Origin of the sequence: Streptomyces sp. NPDC048196 (assembly GCF_040652715.1) — a bacterium.
GTDB lineage: Bacteria > Actinomycetota > Actinomycetes > Streptomycetales > Streptomycetaceae > Streptomyces > Streptomyces siderophoricus.
Genome location: NZ_JBEZMM010000013.1, coordinates 72,658 through 89,894, shown reverse-complemented (window position 1 = coordinate 89,894; position 17,237 = coordinate 72,658). Strand labels below are relative to the sequence as shown.

12 protein-coding genes are annotated in these 17,237 nt (G+C 74.3%); 2 read left to right on the top strand and 10 right to left on the bottom strand.

What is annotated here, in order from left to right; genetic code table 11:
• Nucleotides 1-63: 63 nt before the first annotated feature.
• Nucleotides 64-1,626, bottom strand: a complete 1,563-nt coding sequence (gene purH / locus AB0E02_RS16270) for a bifunctional phosphoribosylaminoimidazolecarboxamide formyltransferase/IMP cyclohydrolase (protein WP_362139572.1) — start codon at nucleotides 1,624-1,626, stop codon at nucleotides 64-66.
• Nucleotides 1,623-2,288: a phosphoribosylglycinamide formyltransferase gene (purN, locus tag AB0E02_RS16265; protein ID WP_362139571.1), complete on the bottom strand. Its 666-nt coding sequence runs from the start codon at nucleotides 2,286-2,288 to the stop codon at nucleotides 1,623-1,625. The genes purH and purN overlap by 4 nt, the downstream gene beginning before the upstream one ends.
• A gap of 260 nt (nucleotides 2,289-2,548) precedes the next feature.
• Here purN and AB0E02_RS16260 point away from each other — a divergent pair, with 260 nt between their 5' ends.
• The gene (locus AB0E02_RS16260) at nucleotides 2,549-3,457 is read left to right on the top strand and encodes a hypothetical protein (protein WP_362139568.1); all 909 of its coding nucleotides are present in this window, start codon (nucleotides 2,549-2,551) and stop codon (nucleotides 3,455-3,457) included.
• 29 nt (nucleotides 3,458-3,486) lie between these two features.
• Here AB0E02_RS16260 and AB0E02_RS16255 read toward each other — a convergent pair whose 3' ends face one another.
• Complete coding sequence (locus AB0E02_RS16255; protein ID WP_362139566.1) at nucleotides 3,487-5,028, bottom strand: DUF6350 family protein; 1,542 nt, start codon at nucleotides 5,026-5,028, stop codon at nucleotides 3,487-3,489.
• A 108-nt stretch (nucleotides 5,029-5,136) separates the two neighbouring features.
• On the opposite strand from AB0E02_RS16255, the gene AB0E02_RS16250 reads away from it, so the two are divergent.
• Nucleotides 5,137-5,988, top strand: a complete 852-nt coding sequence (locus tag AB0E02_RS16250) for a hypothetical protein (protein WP_362139564.1) — start codon at nucleotides 5,137-5,139, stop codon at nucleotides 5,986-5,988.
• Between the two features lie 145 nt (nucleotides 5,989-6,133).
• Here AB0E02_RS16250 and sucD read toward each other — a convergent pair whose 3' ends face one another.
• The 7 genes from sucD to AB0E02_RS16215 form a co-directional block, all read right to left on the bottom strand.
• Nucleotides 6,134-7,018: a succinate--CoA ligase subunit alpha gene (gene sucD, locus AB0E02_RS16245; RefSeq protein WP_362139562.1), complete on the bottom strand. Its 885-nt coding sequence runs from the start codon at nucleotides 7,016-7,018 to the stop codon at nucleotides 6,134-6,136.
• Between the two features lie 23 nt (nucleotides 7,019-7,041).
• Nucleotides 7,042-8,217 carry an ADP-forming succinate--CoA ligase subunit beta gene (gene sucC / locus AB0E02_RS16240; RefSeq protein ID WP_362139560.1) on the bottom strand — a complete coding sequence of 392 codons (1,176 nt, stop codon included), beginning with the start codon at nucleotides 8,215-8,217 and terminating at the stop codon, nucleotides 7,042-7,044.
• A gap of 1,334 nt (nucleotides 8,218-9,551) precedes the next feature.
• The gene (locus AB0E02_RS16235; RefSeq protein WP_362139557.1) at nucleotides 9,552-10,463 is read right to left on the bottom strand and encodes a hypothetical protein; all 912 of its coding nucleotides are present in this window, start codon (nucleotides 10,461-10,463) and stop codon (nucleotides 9,552-9,554) included.
• 93 nt (nucleotides 10,464-10,556) lie between these two features.
• Entirely contained in the window at nucleotides 10,557-11,726 is a 1,170-nt protein-coding gene (locus AB0E02_RS16230; RefSeq protein ID WP_362139554.1) for a hypothetical protein, read from the bottom strand.
• A gap of 169 nt (nucleotides 11,727-11,895) precedes the next feature.
• Nucleotides 11,896-13,029, bottom strand: a complete 1,134-nt coding sequence (locus AB0E02_RS16225) for a VWA domain-containing protein (RefSeq protein WP_362139717.1) — start codon at nucleotides 13,027-13,029, stop codon at nucleotides 11,896-11,898.
• 275 nt (nucleotides 13,030-13,304) lie between these two features.
• The gene (locus AB0E02_RS16220; RefSeq protein WP_362139552.1) at nucleotides 13,305-15,935 is read right to left on the bottom strand and encodes a DUF5682 family protein; all 2,631 of its coding nucleotides are present in this window, start codon (nucleotides 15,933-15,935) and stop codon (nucleotides 13,305-13,307) included.
• Nucleotides 15,932-17,074, bottom strand: a complete 1,143-nt coding sequence (locus tag AB0E02_RS16215) for an AAA family ATPase (protein ID WP_362139550.1) — start codon at nucleotides 17,072-17,074, stop codon at nucleotides 15,932-15,934. Before AB0E02_RS16215 ends, AB0E02_RS16220 begins: the two co-directional genes overlap by 4 nt.
• Nucleotides 17,075-17,237 lie beyond the last annotated feature (163 nt).

Sequence of the window (17,237 nt, the reverse complement as noted above, 5' to 3'; positions counted from 1 at the left end):
CGCCGCACATACGGCCAAGGGCCGCACCCCGGCTGGGGTGCGGCCCTTGGCCGTATGTGGCGCTCAGTGGAAGAAGTGCCGGGCGCCGGTGAAGTACATCGTCACGCCGGCCTTCTTGGCGGCCTCGACGACCAGCTCGTCCCGGATCGAACCGCCCGGCTGGACGATCGCCCGGACGCCGGCCGCGATGAGGATCTCCGGGCCGTCGGGGAACGGGAAGAAGGCGTCGGAGGCCGCGTACGAGCCCCGGGCGCGCTCCTCGCCGGCCCGCTCGACGGCCAGCTTGCAGGAGTCGACGCGGTTGACCTGGCCCATGCCGACGCCCACCGAGGCGCCGTCCTTGGCGAGCAGGATCGCGTTGGACTTCACCGCGCGGCACGCCTTCCAGGCGAACGCCAGCTCGGCCAGCTGCTCCGGCGCCAGCGCCTCGCCGGCCGCCAGCGTCCAGTTGGCCGGGTCGTCACCGTCGGCCTGGAGCCGGTCGGTGACCTGCAGCAGCGCACCGCCGTCGATCTGCTTGACCTCGACCGGGGCGGCCGGGGCGCCCTCGGCGCGGAGCACCCGGATGTTCTTCTTCCGGGCGAGGACCTCGACCGCACCGTCCTCGTAGCCGGGCGCCACGATGACCTCGGTGAAGATCTCGGCGACCTGCTCGGCCATCGCCACCGACACCGGGCGGTTGACGGCGATCACGCCGCCGTACGCGGAGACCGGGTCGCAGGCGTGCGCCCTGCGGTGCGCCTCGGCGACGTCCGCGCCGATCGCGATGCCGCACGGGTTGGCGTGCTTGATGATGGCCACACAGGGCTCGGCGTGGTCGTACGCGGCCCGGCGCGCGGCGTCGGTGTCCGTGTAGTTGTTGTACGACATCTCCTTGCCGTGCAGCTGCTCGGCCTCGGCCAGCCCGCCCTCGCCGGTCACGAACAGCGCGGCGCCCTGGTGCGGGTTCTCGCCGTAGCGCAGCACGTTCTTGCGCGCGTACGTCGCACCGAGGAAGTCGGGGAAGCCGCTGTCGTCGGCCGCCGCGTAGTCGTCCGCGAACCAGCCCGCCACGGCCACGTCGTAGGCGGCGGTGTGCTGGAAGGCCTCCCCGGCCAGCCGCTTGCGGGCGGTCAGGTCGAAGCCGCCGTCACGGACCGCGGCGAGCACGTCGGCGTACCGGGCCGGGCTGGTGACGACCGCGACCGAGGGGTGGTTCTTGGCGGCGGCCCGGACCATCGAGGGGCCGCCGATGTCGATCTGCTCGACGCACTCGTCGGGGGTGGCGCCGGAGGCGACGGTCTCCCGGAACGGGTAGAGGTTCACGATCACCAGGTCGAACGGCTCCACGCCCAGCTCCGCCAGCTGCTGCCGGTGGGCGTCCAGGCGCAGGTCGGCCAGGATGCCGGCGTGCACCTTCGGGTGCAGGGTCTTGACCCGGCCGTCGAGGCACTCGGGGAAGCCCGTCAGCTCCTCGACCTTGGTGACCGGGACCCCGGCGGCGGCGATCTTCCCGGCCGTCGACCCGGTCGAGACGAGCTCGACGCCCGCCGCGTGCAGGCCCTGGGCCAGCTCCTCCAGCCCGGACTTGTCGTAGACGCTGACCAGCGCGCGGCGGATGGGCCGCTTCGTACCTTCGGCGGTCACGAGATACGTACCTTTCGTCCCTCAATGCGGTAGCCGTGCCGGGCCAGATGCCCCACGACCTCGACGAGCAGCGATCGCTCGACTTCCTTGATGCGCTCATGCAGCGCGGCTTCATCGTCCTCGTCCCGGATCTCGACCACGCTCTGCGCGATGATCGGCCCGGTGTCGACCCCGTCGTCGACGAAGTGGACGGTGCATCCGGTGACCTTCGCGCCGTACGCGAGCGCATCGCGCACACCGTGGGCACCGGGAAAACTCGGCAGCAGCGCCGGGTGGGTGTTGACCGTCCGGCCGCCGAACCGGGCCAGGAACTCCTTGCCCAGGATCTTCATGAAGCCGGCCGACACCACCAGGTCCGGCTCGTACGCGGCGGTCGCCGCGGTCAGCGCGGCATCCCACTCCGCGCGGGTGCCGTGGTCCTTGACCCGGCAGACGAAGGTCGGCAGGCCCGCCTTCTCGGCCCGCTCCAGGCCGGCGATGTCACCGCGGTCCGCGCCCACGGCCACGATCTCGGCGCCGTACTCCTCGGCCCCGCGGGCGGCGATGGCGTCCAGCAGGGCCTGCAGGTTCGTACCGGAACCGGAGACGAGCACGACGAGGCGCGCCGGTCGGGCGGGCCCGGCGGGTCGGGCGGGCGGGGCGGGGGGCGGGGACGAAGCCACGGCGGGGCTCTTTCTCGATCTCGCGTGCAGTGAGCTCACATGCTTTGTGTGGTCGTACAAGGCCGCGGGTACCGCAAATCCGGGGAACCCTACGAAGGCGCCGACCGTCAGCAACGATACCGGCACACCGAGCGGCCCCCGCGGGACGGGGGCGGGCACGGGAGGTAGCGTCGGGCGTGAGACTGCACGCAGTTCGTGGTATCCGGCCGCCGGTCGCGAAGGCCCGCGTACGGACGAGACAAGGGGAAGACACACTCCAGATGACGGACCGACGCCGCCGCGCGGCCCTCCTGCTCCCTCCCCCGGCCACCGCTGGGAGGCACCCCCGGCCCGCCACCGCCCCCGGGGTGGTGGTGCTGCCGCGCGGCCGCATGACGTCGTCCCCCGGCCCGTCCTCGCCGGGCCCCGACCGCGACAACCCGTTCGCGCCGCCGCCGGCCGGAACCCCCGACCAGGAATGGCGGCCCCGGCACCCGGCCCCGTACGCCCAGGGCCAGGACCAGGACCAGGAAGAGGGGCAGGGCCAGGGCCAGGGGCAGGACGGCGGCGACCGGCCGCAGCCGGGACCGGACGAGCCGGCGCCGAGCTGGGGCAGCCAGTGGAGCCCCCGGCAGCCGGGCCGGCAGAGCGGCGGCTTCGGCACCCGCCCGGGCAGCCGCAACGGCCAGCCCGGCGGCGGCCCCGGCGGCCCCGGCAACCTCCGCTGGGACCCCACCGACCCGGCCCAGCGCCGGGCCCGCTACGCCCTGCTGGCCGGCATGTGGGCGTTCTTCTTCGTGCTCTTCAGCCTCTCCGAGGTCGCCCTGCTGCTCGGCGCGCTGGCGATCTACTGGGGCATCAGCGCGCTGCGCGCCAAGCCGGACCCGGCCAAGGCCACCGCATCGGCGACCACCGCCGCCATGGAGGGCCGCCCCGCCCCCCACCGGCCGTCCGCCCAGGGCCCGCGCCCCGGCGCGCCGGCCACCACCCGGCCGCAGGTCACCGCCGCCGTCGGGGGCCTGGTGACCGCCTCGCTCGCGCTGATGCTGGTGGCCGCGACGTTCACCGTCCAGATCGTCTACCGCGACTACTTCACCTGCGTGAACGACGCCCTGACACAGTCGTCCGGCAAGACCTGCGAGAAGCTCCTGCCGAAGGAACTGCGGCCGCTGCTGAGCGTGCAGGAGTAATCAGCGGGCACGGCGACCGCCCCGGTCGCTCAGCCCCCGGGAGCCGCGGCGGCCGCCGCCTTGCCGTCGGCCGTCGCCTCCCCCTCGGCCGTCTCCTCACCCTCGGCCGCCGCCTCTTCCGCTGTCGGCGCCTTCGGGTCCTTCGTCGTCTCCTCGCCCGTGGCCGCTTCCCCGCCCGTTGTCGCCTCCCCGCCCGTCCCGCCGGTCGTCGTCGCGTTCCCGCCGTCCGCCGGTGCCGCTTTCCGGGCGCGCCGGAGCTGCCAGGAGCGCACGGCGAGGGCGCCGGGGCCACCGGTGAGGGCGGACCAGGCGACCGCCGCGAGGCCGGTGCGCCAGCCGCTCGGGCCGAACGCGGCGAGCGCGCCGTGCCCCAGCGCCCCGCCGGCCAGACCCGCCAGCACCGCCGCGCCGACACCGCACAGCAGGGCCGCGAACGCCGCGACACCGGCCGTCCGCCGCCACGGCCAGGGCGCCGGCCAGGACTTGGCCCAAGGCTCGTCCGCGGAGCCGGAGTCGGTCGCCATACGGGCCACCGAGCGGGCGAGCCAGATCCCTGCGGCCACCGGCAGCACGGCCACCGCCCAGGTCAGCGGCGTTCCCGGGCCCACCTCCGGCACCCCGCCGAGCAACGGCAGCAGCGGCACCGGGGGGTGCGCCGAGGCGCCCAGCGGGCCGATCGTGCTGCCGGCGCCCAGCGTGAAGCCGGGCCCCAGCCCGTAGGCGGCGCCCCAGACCGCCGCGTTCGGGAGCAGCAGCAGGCACAGCAGCAGCACCGTGGCGCGGCTCGCCCAGTCCGGTGCGAGCGTCAGGAGGTCGTGGCGCACCCGGCCGCCGTGCACCGCGAGCCCGACGAGAGTCAGCAGGGCGCCGCCCACCAGCAGCGCCACGAGGCCCGCGCCGGCGGCCCGACGGGCGGCGGCGAGGCGGTTGCCGCCGAGGACGGTCAGCAGTCGGCGCGGCACCTTCGCCAAGATTCGCTGGACGCCCTCGGGCAGCAGGGCGGCGCCGCCGTGCCCCAGCACCCGCCAGGTGGTGACGGCCATCGTGGCGACCGCGGTGCCCGGAACGTACAGCAGCGCGCTGAGCGGGTCGGCGGCCAGCCGGCCCACCGAGGCGTAACCCAGGGCAGCGCCCGCGACCAGCAGATATCCGGTGAGCAGCGCGCCGAGCAGGGTGCGCGGCGACGTCGGGCCGGCCGCCGGACCGGGGTCGTCCGCGGTGGCCAGGGTGTGCCGGGCGGCCCGGTGCAGCAGCCACACCGGCAGGACGGCGAGCAGCAGCGGGGTGAGCGCCACCGGCGCCGCAACGGCCGAGTGCGGCACGTCCCGTAGGAGGCCCCCGCCGTGCGCCAGCAGCCACAGGTCCGCGGCGAGGTGCAGCGCCCGGGACAGGCTGGTGTCGGGGTAGGGGGCGGCGACCCACAGCAGCAGCACCGCGACCGTCAGCGCGCCGAGGCCGAGGCCGGCCGCGGTCACCCCGCCGAGGAAGGCGGCGCCGAGCGCGGAGGAGCGCCGGGTCGCGGGCCGGCCGGACGGGGACCATGCGGGGCCGCTGCCGAGGTACTCGCTCACGCCGCCATGCTGCCAAGAAAGCGAATTTCCACCACGTACCGGCGAAATGATCGTCGTGTCGCACGTGTCGCGACTGATGCCCGTTTGCCGCTTTCCACACTGCTGTGCATGACCGCGCACGCCTCCCCGCCCGCCACCGGGCGGTCCCCCGCCGCCACCGCTTTCGACGCGCTGCACACCCGGCACGCCGCCGCGCTGACCCGGCAGGCGTACCTGCTCACCGGGCAGCCGCGGCTCGCCCGGCGGGCCGTGCGGCGCGGCTTCCAGCTGGCCTGGCAGCGGTGGCCGGAGGTCGCGGTGGCCCCGGACCCGGCGGGCTGGGTGCGGGCCGCGGTGTACGACCACGCGCTCCGGCCGTGGCACCGCCTGCTGCCGGGAGAACGGACGGCCGACAGTGTGGCGCTCCCGGACGACGCGGACCGTGCGCTGCGGGAGGCGCTCACCGCGCTGCCCGCCCCGTACCGGCGGGTGTTGCTGCTGCACGACGGCCTCGGGCTCGGCCTCCACGCGACCGCCGCCGAGGTCGAGGCCAGCACCCGGGCCACGGCCGGCCGGCTCACCCACGCCCGGGACCTGCTAGCCGCCCGGCTTCCCGAACTGGGCCTCGCCGGACAGCCGCCGGCGCGGCAGGGCGCGCTCCTGCGGGACCGGCTGACCGCCCTCCTCACCGGCCCGGCGGACGACGGGCCCGCCACCGGGGAGCCGCCGCCGACCGGTGCGCAGGTACGGGCCGGCGGCGAGCGCAGCGCCCGCCGGACGACCCGCGCCGCGTTCGGGCTGACCGGACTGTTCGCGCTGGTCACCCTGTCCGTCGCGGTCGCCACGCCGGACCACTACGCCGGGCCGCCGGTACCGCCGGTCGCGAAGGCACCGGCCACCCGGCAACCCCGGCCCGACACGCACCGGTCCGTGCACCGCACCCACCCGGACCAGGCCCGGCTCCTGCCCGAGGTGCGCTGACCGGCCCCCGGAAACGGGCGCGGGCCCGCACCCACCAGGGGTACGGGCCCGCGTCCGGTTTCACGGCGAGCACTGCGCCGCAGGACGGGTCCGGCGGTGCCGACGCCGCGAGGCCGGCAGGAACGTCTGCCGGGCTCGGCCGAGGTCAGCCGCCGAGGATCTCGCGGGCCAGCCGCGCGGTCTCCGACGGGGTCTTGCCGACCTTGACGCCGGCGGCCTCCAGGGCCTCCTTCTTCGCCTGGGCGGTGCCGGAGGAGCCGGAGACGATGGCGCCGGCGTGGCCCATGGTCTTGCCCTCGGGCGCGGTGAAGCCCGCGACGTAGCCGACGACCGGCTTGGTGACGTTGGCCTTGATGAAGTCGGCCGCACGCTCCTCGGCGTCGCCGCCGATCTCGCCGATCATCACGATCAGGTCGGTCTCCGGGTCGGCCTCGAACGCGGCGAGCGCGTCGATGTGCGTGGTGCCGATGACCGGGTCACCGCCGATGCCGACGGCCGACGAGAAGCCGATGTCGCGCAGCTCGTACATCATCTGGTAGGTCAGCGTGCCGGACTTCGACACCAGACCGATGCGGCCGGGCTTGGTGATGTCGCCCGGGATGATGCCGGCGTTGGACTGGCCGGGGGTGATCAGACCGGGGCAGTTCGGGCCGATGATGCGGGTCTTGTTGCCCTTGGCCTTCGCGTACGCCCAGAAGGCGGCGGAGTCGTGGACCGCGATGCCCTCGGTGATCACGACGGCCAGCGGGATCTCGGCGTCGATCGCCTCGACGACGGCGGCCTTGGCGAAGGCCGGCGGGACGAAGAGCACGGAGACGTCGGCGCCCGTCTTCTCCATCGCTTCCTTGACGGAACCGAAGACCGGGACCTCGGTGCCGTCGAAGTCGACGGAGGTGCCGGCCTTGCGCGGGTTGACACCGCCGACGATGTTGGTGCCGTCACCCAGCATCAGCTTGGTGTGCTTCATGCCAGTGGCACCGGTCATGCCCTGGACGATGACCTTGCTTTCCTTGGTGAGGAAGATAGCCATGGTTGTTAGTGTCCTCGTCCCTCTTACTTAGCGGCCAGCTCGGCGGCCTTGTCGGCCGCGCCGTCCATGGTGTCCACGCGCTGCACCAGCGGGTGGTTGGCGTCCGACAGGATCTGGCGGCCCAGCTCCGCGTTGTTGCCGTCGAGGCGCACGACCAGGGGCTTGGTGACCTCTTCGCCCTTGGACTTGAGCAGCTCCAGGGCCTGCACGATGCCCTTGGCGACCTCGTCACAGGCGGTGATGCCACCGAAGACGTTGACGAACACGGACTTCACGTCCGGGTCGCCGAGGATGATCTCCAGGCCGTTCGCCATGACCTCGGCGGAGGCACCGCCGCCGATGTCGAGGAAGTTGGCGGGCTTGACGTTGTTGTGGTTCTCGCCGGCGTAGGCGACGACGTCCAGGGTGCTCATGACGAGACCCGCGCCGTTGCCGATGATGCCGACCTGGCCGTCGAGCTTGACGTAGTTCAGACCCTTGGCCTTGGCGGCAGCCTCGAGCGGGTTGGCTGCGTCCTTGTCCTCCAGGGCCTCGTGCTCCGGCTGGCGGAACTCGGCGTTGGCGTCCAGGGACACCTTGCCGTCGAGGGCGATGACGTCACCGCTGGCGACCTTGGCGAGCGGGTTGACCTCGACGAGGAGCGCGTCCTCGGCGATGAAGGTCTTCCACAGGGTGACGAGGACCTCGGCGACCTTCTCGGCGACCTCGGCCGGGAACTGCGCCTGGGCGACGATCTCGCGGGCCTTCTCGATGGAGACGCCCTCGTTGGCGTCGACCGGGACCTTGGCGAGCTTCTCGGGGGTCGTCGCGGCGACCTCCTCGATGTCCATGCCGCCGGCCACCGAGGCCATGGCCAGGAAGGTGCGGTTGGTGCGGTCGAGGAGGTACGAGACGTAGTACTCCTCGGCGATCTCCGGCGCGGTCTCGGCGATCATCACCTTGTGGACCGTGTGGCCCTTGATGTCCATGCCGAGGATGTCCGTCGCGCGGGCGACGGCCTCGTCCGGGGTCGCGGCCAGCTTGACGCCACCGGCCTTGCCGCGGCCGCCGACCTTCACCTGCGCCTTGACGACGGACTTGCCGCCCAGCCGCTCGGTCGCCTCGCGGGCCGCCTCAGGCGTGTCGATGACTTCACCGGCCAGCACCGGTACACCGTGCTTGGCGAAGAGGTCCCTCGCCTGGTACTCGAACAGGTCCACGCGCGTCCGTCCCTTGTCTTCTCAGAATCGCCGTAGTGATCGCGGTTCGTTGTCTGCGATGGGCGTGCCGCGAAGGGCAACGTGACGGCGCTGTCACAGGGGAGGCGTATACACGGTGACCGGATACGCGGCATGTCCGTCTCGCAGGTTATCGCCGCAGCACTTGAGGTCCTAAATCGCAGATCACACTCCAGCGGTGATTACGGTCACAGATCCTTTGGCCACGCTCGGTCCCCACCCGCTTTCCGGCACGCGAATCACAGGCCGGCACCGCCCCGGGGCCGGGCCCCCACGGCCCCTCAACTCCGCTTACTGATCGGCGAGTTGACGGCTCACGCAGGAGAAGGCCGCGACCGGTGACCGAGCGGCCGAGGCTTCGTCGCACTCGCCGCTCTCCTCCCCTTTTTCTCGTTTTTCTCGATTTCACGGTGCGCTCACCCGCCCGTACCGGCGTTTATGCCGAAGCTTCCCGACCCCGAACACACCGAAGCCGGGCGGCCCTCCCCCACAGAGGACCGCCCGGCTGCTTTCGGGTGCCCCGTTACCGACCGCCGCCGCGGCCGGGGCCGGAGCTGTATTCGGGGTGCCCTGGTGCCCGGCTGCTTTCGGGGTGCTCCGGTGCCTGGCCGCCGCCGCGGCCGGGGCTGAGCTGTTCTCGGGGTGCCCCGGTACCCGGCTGCTTTCGGGGTGCTCCGGTGCCCGGTCGCCGCCGCGGCAGGAACCGGGGGCCGAGGCCGGGCGGCCCTCCCCCACAGAGGACCGCCCGGCTGCTTTCGGGTGCCCGGTGCCTGGCCGCCGCCGCGGCCAGAACCTGAGCTGTTTTCGGGGCCCCCGATACCCGGCTGTTTTCGGGACGCCCCGGTACCCGGCCGCCGCCGCGGCCGGAACCGGGGGCCGAGGCCCGGCGGCCCTCCCCCACAGAGGACCGCCCGGCTGCTTTCGGGTGCCCCGTTACCGACCGCCGCCGCGGCCGGGGCCTGAGCTGTATTCGGGGTGCCCCGGTGCCCGGCTGCTTTCGGAGTACCCCGGTACCCGGCCGCCGCCGCGGCAGGAACCGGGGGCCGAGGCCCGGCGGCCCTCCCCCACAGAGGACCGCCCGGCTGCTTTCGGGTGCCCGGTGCCTGGCCGCCGCCGCGGCCAGAACCTGAGCTGTTTTCGGGGCCCCCGATACCCGGCTGTTTTCGGGACGCCCCGGTACCCGGCCGCCGCCGCGGCCGGAACCGGGGGCCGAGGCCCGGCGGCCCTCCCCCACAGAGGACCGCCCGGCTGCTTTCGGGGGGCTCCGGAGCCTGGCCGCCGCCGCGGCCGGAACCGGTGAGTTCGGCCTACCGGCCTCAGACGCCCTGGGCCGGAAGAGCCGGCAGGACCGGCAGGACCGACAGGACCGGCAGCGCCGGGATGCCGGCCGCGCCGGTCAGGTCACCGGGCACGGCCGGGACTGCCTGCGCCGGGGCCGCGCCCCGGACACCGGCGACGGCCTGGGTGACGGTGGCCTTGCCGTCGGTCACGACGTCGGTGACCCGCTGCGTCAGCTGCTCTGAACGGGTGCCGGCACCGGCCAGCCCAGCCAGCCCGGCCAGCAGGTTGTCGGCGGACCCGGGGGCCTTGGGCAGCGCCGGGGTCGAGGGAACGGTGGGCAGACCGCCGGGCAGCTCCGCGGCGGGTACGCCGGGAGCGGCGGACAGCGCCGGGACGCCGGGCAGTGCCGGGGCGGCGGGCAGCGCCAAGGCGGCGGGCGGCGTGCCTTCCGTGAGGCGGCCGGTCGCGCCGAGGTCCGTGGCGCCGGCGGTCTTCTTGGCGGCCCTGAGGGCCTTCTTCGCCTGCTTGGCCTTCGTGGCCTTCGTGGCCTTCGTGGCGTGCTTGGGCTGCTTGATCTGCTTGGTGGGCTGCACGTCGGCGGCCTTGGTCAGCAGTCCGGTGCCGGACGTGGGCAGGCCCTGGGTGGGCACCCCGCCGCCGAGGACGCCGGTGGCCTTGCCCGCCACGTCGCCAACGGTCTTCTGCGCGGTGCCCGCGGGGGTGCCGGTCGCGGTCGCGGTGGCGGTGGCGGTGCGCGCGGCCTTGGTCGCCGTACCGGTCACGTCACCGGTGGGCAGCTGCTGAGTGGCACCGGTCACCGCACCGGTGGCGGGCAGCTTCGAGGTGCCGACGGGCAGTTCGGCCGCGTTGGCGGCGACCGACCCGAGGGCCCACAGGCCGGTGGCGGCAGCGGCGACGACGACCGCACGACGGATGTTCGTACGCATGAAGGTGAAGTCCTTTGAATTCAGGAGGGTGTGAAGGGCAGACCTGTCCCGCCCCCGCGCGGCAGGTCCAGTGGAGACGCGGAGCGGTCTGCCCTAGCCCGGGAATTCGAGGATTTCTTCGGCACGGCGACGCGTCGGGGCGCCGTCGGCCGTACGGACGCCACCGGGCAGCAGCCGGAAGCGCGGTGCGTCCGCCGGTGCGGCGGCGTGCTGGTCCCCGCCGCGGGGACCCTGCTGGTCGCCGGCGGAGTGCGGAGCGGGCGCCGTCGGCCCCTGCGGGAACTGCTGCTCCGGCAGGCCGCGGCGGTCCGCGTCGCGCTGACCGGAGACGGCGGACGGCAGGTCCGGGGCGGCCTGCTGGGCCTCCCCCCGGACGCAGTGCGTCGACGGGACGACGCGGAAGCCGCCAGCCGGAGCCCCGGTCCGCGCACCGGACGGCCGGTCGCCGCCGGTCACGCCACCGCCGGCCAAGCCACTGCCGTGCGGCAAGCCACCGCCGTAGCCGGGCCGGCCCGGGCGCTCGACGGACGGCAGTTGCACGGGCAGCGCACCGCCGAACGCGTCGCCGATCTCGCCCACGGCACCGGTCACGGGGCGGGTAACCCTGCCGGCGACCGGCCCGGCCTGCTCGGCGGCGGGCCTTACGCCGTCGGCGAGTTCGCTGCCGGCGCTGCCCGCGTGCCCGGTGATCCGGGCGCCGGCTGCGGCGCCCTCCTGCTCGACGGCCGTACCGGACGTGCCGGACGTGCCAGACGTCCTGGACGTACCGGAGCCGGCCGAGCGGTGCGCCCAGGACTCATGGCCCGCGCACTCGGCGGACCCGTACCGGGTGGCGGCCCGGTACGGGGTCGCCCGGCCCGCGGTCGACCGGTCCGTACTGGTCCGGTCTGCGGCGGCCCGGTCAGTGGTGCCCGCGCTCCGGCCCTTGGCGGTCCGGGCCGCGGTGGTCCGGTCCGTAGCCGTCCGGTCCGTGGTGGTCCGCTCGCGGGCGGTCGGCGCCTGCGTGTGCGTGCACGTCTGCGTCTGCGTCTGCGTCTGCGCGGGCATCTGCGGGTGCGGGTGCATCTGCGGGTGCGTCTGCGCCGGGGAGGTGGCTCCGGACGGCACCGGCGAGCTCGCACGGTCGTCGGCATGGGCGCCGGGTCCGAAGGCGAAGCCGAGCACGGCGAAGCCCATCAGGAAGAGCCCCGCCAGCAGCGCGCGCCGCACGGCCACCGTGCGCGACAGGCGCACAGGTCCGGGCAGAGCGAACGCAGCAGACAAGGAGGGGCCTTCCCGTACGGATGCGGGGCTGGAGGTACCGCCCAGCGCTAGCTGGTGGGAGGGACACCCGGGCATAAGCCTCGGGGTCACCCACATCGCGGGCGATCGAGCGATGTCCTGATCCTTGCATGAATCGCCAGGTGCCCTGCAACTCCTTCCGGCGCGCCTGTCACCGTTGCTCCGTCATGTCCGGTATGGGCAGCGGGCGTTTCTCCAACGCAGCCGCCATCACGTCCGGAAACCGATCAGGCGTACAGGCGAACGCCGGCGCGCCCAGGGCCGCGAGGGCCACAGCGTGCTCCCGGTCGTAGGCCGGCGCGCCCTCGTCGGACAGCGCGAGCAGCGTCACGAACTGCACCCCGGACGCCTTCATCGCGGCGACCCGCTTCAGCATCTCGTCCCGGATGCCGCCCTCGTAGAGGTCGCTGATGAGTACGACGACGGTTTCGGCGGGGCGGGTGATGCGGGACTGGCAGTAGGCGAGCGCGCGGTTGATGTCCGTACCGCCGCCGAGCTGGGTGCCGAAGAGGACGTCGACCGGGTCGTCCAGCTGGTCCGTGAGGTCGACCACCGCGGTATCGAAGACGACCAGCCGGGTGTCCAGCGCCCGCATCGACGCCAGTACCGCCCCGAACACCGAGGCGTAGACGACCGAGGCGGCCATCGAACCGGACTGGTCGATGCAGAGCACCACGTCCTTCTTCACGGACTGCGCGGCCCGTCCGTAGCCGATCAGCCGCTCGGGGACGACCGTGCGGTACTCGGGGAGGTAGTTCTTGAGGTTGGCGCGGATCGTGCGGTCCCAGTCGATGTCGCGGTGGCGCGGGCGGGCGATCCGGGCGGAGCGGTCCAGCGCGCCGGTGAGCGTGGCGCGGGTGCGGGTCGCGAGCTTCTTCTCCAGTTGCTCAACGACCTTGCGGACGACGGCCCGTGCGGTCTCCCTGGTCGTCTCCGGCATGACCTTGTTGAGCGAGAGCAGGGTGCCTACGAGATGGACGTCCGCCTCGACCGCCTCCAGCATCTCCGGCTCCAGGAGGAGCGCGGAGAGCCCGAGCCGGTCGATGGCGTCCCGCTGCATCACCTGCACCACGGAGGACGGGAAGTACGTCCGGATGTCGCCGAGCCAGCGGGCCACCCCGGGCGCCGAGGCACCGAGTCCGGCGGTGCGCCGGCCGCCGTCCGGGGCGCGGCCGCCGGGAGCCTTCTCACGGCCGTAGAGCGAGGCCAGCGCCCCGTCCATCGCGGCATCCCGCCCGCGCAGCTCATGTCCCGTACCGTCCGCGCCGCCGCCCCCGAGCACCAGCCGCCAACGACGGAGCCGTTCGGCTTCGGAGGCGGGGGCGGAGGCGGAAGCGGGAGCGGAAGCGGAAGCAGGGGCCGGAGCCGAGGGTGAGGCCGCGGTGGCTGCTAGGGCGGTTGCCGGGGTGGCTGCCGGGCTGGCTGATGGGACGGTTGCCGCGGTGGCTGATGGGGCGGTTGCCGGGGTGGTTGCCGCGGTGGCTGATGGGGCGGTTGCCCCGGTGGCTGCCGCGGTGGGGGTTGATGTGGTTCCGGCCTGGGGGCCGGGAAGTCGGGCGGTCAACTCATGGCTCCTGTCAGGTCGTTGCGCGCGTTGTGCGTGCCGGGGCGCTCCTCGTCGAAGTCATCAAAGTCGTCGAAGCCGTGTTGTTCGATGCCGAGCAGCAGGCGGAGGGTGGGCAGGACGGCGGCGGCGCGGTCGCGGTCCAGGCCGGGGCCGAAGCCGGGCGCGGGCTCGGCGTCGGTGGCGGGCCCAGTGGGGCCGGGCGAGGGTGCCGTGGGGCCGCGGCGGATCAGTTCACCGAGCGTGCGCCGCACCCCGGACTCGTACTCCGCGAACGTGCGGCGCAGCAGTGGGAGTACGTCCGTGAACGCGGTGTCCGGCACGCCGGTCAGCCAGCGGTCGACCAGGGCGAGCAGCCGTTCGTCGTGGACCAGCAGCATGCCGCCGTCCCCGCCGGACCCGCTCCCCAGGAACCCTTCGATCCAGCCGGCGGCGTCGGTGGGCGGGGTGCCGGGCGAGAGGGCGAGCCCCATCAACCGCTCGGCCCCGTCGGCGCCCAACGGGCCGTCGTCCAGCAGGAGTCGGGCCGCGCGCCCACGGATCAGCCCGGGAACCGCCTCCCGCCCGCTGACCGCCCGCAACACCCCCGCCCAGCGCCCCCGCAGCCCGCCACCCTCCCCGCTCGCGGATTCCGACCACACCTGCGACGCCGGCGCAAAGCCCGGCGCCGACGTGCCCTGCGACTCATGCGCAGAGCTCGGCCCGGACGCAGCGTGCGCCTGGGCGAGCAGGGCGACCGCGCGGTGCGTGGCGTCGAGGTGGGTGCGCATTTCCGCGGCGGCGTCGGCGTCCAGGCCGAGGCAGGCCGGTGGCAGGCCGACGAAGACCCGCTCGGCCAGGCCGAGGGCGACCTCGCGGAGCGCCCCGGCGTCCGTGCCCCGCACATCGCCGTACCGCACCGACCGGACGAGGGCGGGCAGCGCCTGGGCGAGGTGGCCGACGTCCGCGTCGAGCGCCGCACGGTCCGACAGCACCCGCATCACCACCGGCAGGGCGTCCGGGAGCCCGGCGAGCAGGCAGCGCTCGGCGAGCGCGGTCACCTCGGCGAGCGCGGCCGCCCCGGGCGCCTCGGTGGCGGCCTTGGCGGTGGCGGCGGCGCGCACGGTCGTGCCCCAGACGCCGGCCTCGGCGACCCGCACGGCCAGCTCCGGTTCCCAGCGCAGCCGCCAGGTCTCCCGGAAGGTGCCGGTGCTGCCGCGGGAGCGGACCGGCTCGCCCCAGGGGACGCCGAGCAGTTGCAGCCGGTGCAACAGTCGGCTGCGGCCGCCGTCGGTCTCCTTGCGCAGGTCCAGCTCCAGCTCCCGTTCCAGCGCCTCCGGTTTGAGCCGCAGGGTGCGCTGGCTGCGGGCCAGGTCACGCTGGAGGGGTACCGCCGGGGCGTCCTCCGGGACCTCGCCCAGCACCTCGCCGACCACCAGCCGGTCGTGGATCAGCGCGGAGGGCGCGTCGGAGCCGTCGCCCATCACGGCCCGGACCGCGTCGTCCAGTTCGGTCAGCCCGGCCAGCGGCCGGCCGCGCACCGTGGCCAGCCCCTCCGCGAGCCGCACCGCCTCGATGACGTGTGCGGACGAGACCGCGTAGTCCTCCTCGCGGAGCAGGCCGGCGACCTTGGTCAGCCAGCGTTCGACGGGGCGGTCGGGGGCGCTGAAGAGGTGGCCGTACCAGCCGGGTGAGGCGATGCCGGCGCCGTAGCCGCTGCGCCGGGAGAGCCGCCGGTGCGTCCAGGGGACCCAGGTCACCGCGGTCTTCACCTTGGGCAGGCCCTTGAGCAGCCGGCGGTCGGCGGTCACCGTGCTGCGGCGACGCAGCGCCGGGACGTGCCAGGCCCCGCACACCACGGCGACCGCCTCACCGAACTCCCGTCGTGCGGCGCGGAGTTGGAGCCGCATATGGGCCTCGCGCACGGGGTCACGGTCATGGCCGCCGTCGCCGTACGTCTCGCGCAGCGCGCCCATCGCCTCGGCCAGCGCCGTGAACGGGGCCAGCGCGTCCGCTTCGGGGCGTCCCGGGCGGGCGGCTCCGGTCCCGGCGCGGTGCTCGACCACGTCCTCCCACCAGCGCTCGGGGTCGTCGTACCCGGCGGCCTCGGCGAGCACCCGGATCGGATCGACCCGCACCTGGTCCTGGTCCTGGTCCCGGTCCCGGTCCCGGCCGCGGGCCTCCTCCCCCGACAGGTCGCGCTCTACGTCCCCTTCGCCTTCACCGTCGGTCTCACCCATCTCACCCGTCTCATTCGTCTCACCCATCTCACCCGTCTCGCCTGTCTCGTCCGTCATCGCGAGGGTGTGCGCCGCGGGCAGGTCGATGAACCGGACCGGGACGTCGTGTTCCAGCGCCCAGCGCAGCGCCACCCACTCCGGGGAGAACTCGGCCAGCGGCCAGAACGCGGCGCGGCCGGGATCGTCCTGCACATGGGCGAGCAGGGCCACCGGCGGCCGCATGCCGTCCCGTGCGGCCAGCGGCACAAGGTCGTCGGCCTCCGGCGGGCCCTCGATCAGGACCGCGGCGGGCGCGCACTGCTCCAGGGCGGCCCGCACCGCGCGCGCCGATCCGGGGCCGTGGTGCCGCACCCCCAGCAGGAACGGGCCGCTGCCGTCCGGCGGGGCCTTCGTGCCGTGCGTGCTCATGCGCTCACCTCACGGCAGGCGCGGTAGAAGTCCTTCCAGCCGTCGCGCTCACGCACGACCGTTTCGAGGTACTCCTGCCAGACGACCCGGTCGGCGGCCGGATCACGGACCACCGCGCCCAGGATGCCCGCGGCCACGTCGCCGGCGCGCAGCACACCGTCGCCGAAGTGGGTGGCGAGCGCCAGGCCGTTCGTCACCACCGAGATGGCCTCGGCCGTGGAGAGCGTGCCGGACGGGGACTTGAGCTTGGTCCGGCCGTCGGTGGTGAGGCCGTCGCGCAGCTCGCGGAAGACCGTGACGACCCGGCGGATCTCCTCCAGGCCCTCCGGTGCGGGCGGCAGCTCCAGCGAACGCCCTATCTGGCCGACCCGCCGCGAGACGATGTCCACCTCGTCGTCCGGTGTCGCGGGCAGCGGCAGGACGACGGTGTTGAAGCGGCGGCGCAGCGCGCTGGAGAGTTCGTTGACCCCGCGGTCGCGGTCGTTGGCCGTGGCGATCAGGTTGAAGCCGCGGACGGCCTGCACCTCCTGGCCCAGCTCGGGGATGGGCAGGGTCTTTTCCGAGAGGACCGTGATGAGGGTGTCCTGGACGTCGGCGGGGATCCGGGTGAGCTCCTCCACCCGTGCCGTCATGCCCTGCGCCATCGCGCGCATCACCGGGCTGGGCACCAGGGCCTCCCGGCTGGGGCCGTGGGCGAGCAGCCGGGCGTAGTTCCAGCCGTAGCGGATCGCCTCTTCCGGGGTGCCGGCGGTGCCCTGCACGAGCAGGGTGGAATCGCCGCTGACCGCCGCCGCCAGATGCTCCGAGACCCAGGTCTTGGCGGTGCCGGGCACACCGAGCAGGAGCAGTGCGCGGTCGGTCGCGAGGGTCGTCACGGCGACCTCGATGATCCGGCGCGGGCCGACGTATTTGGGTGTGATGACCGTGCCGTCGGCGAGCGTGCCGCCGAGCAGGTACGTGGCGACCGCCCACGGCGAGAGCCGCCAGCGCGCCGGACGCGGCCGGTCGTCGGCCGCGGCGAGGGCCTTGAGTTCGCCGGCGAAACTGTCCTCGGCGTGCGGGCGCAGCACTTGGCCACCCCCGGCCCCCTCCGCCGTCGTGTGCGTGTCGTCCGTCGTGTCGTTGATGAGCTCGGACATGGGTCCCCCTCGTCGCAAGAATCCGCGGCCGACGCCCGGGAAAAGTCCCTCCGGCCGCTTGCTGTTCCCAGCCTGCACCACACCACTGACAACGCCCCGAAAACCGTCTCTGAGCTGCGAGTTCACCGCGCAGGAAGGGCATTGTCAGTGGGCCGTCGTAGCG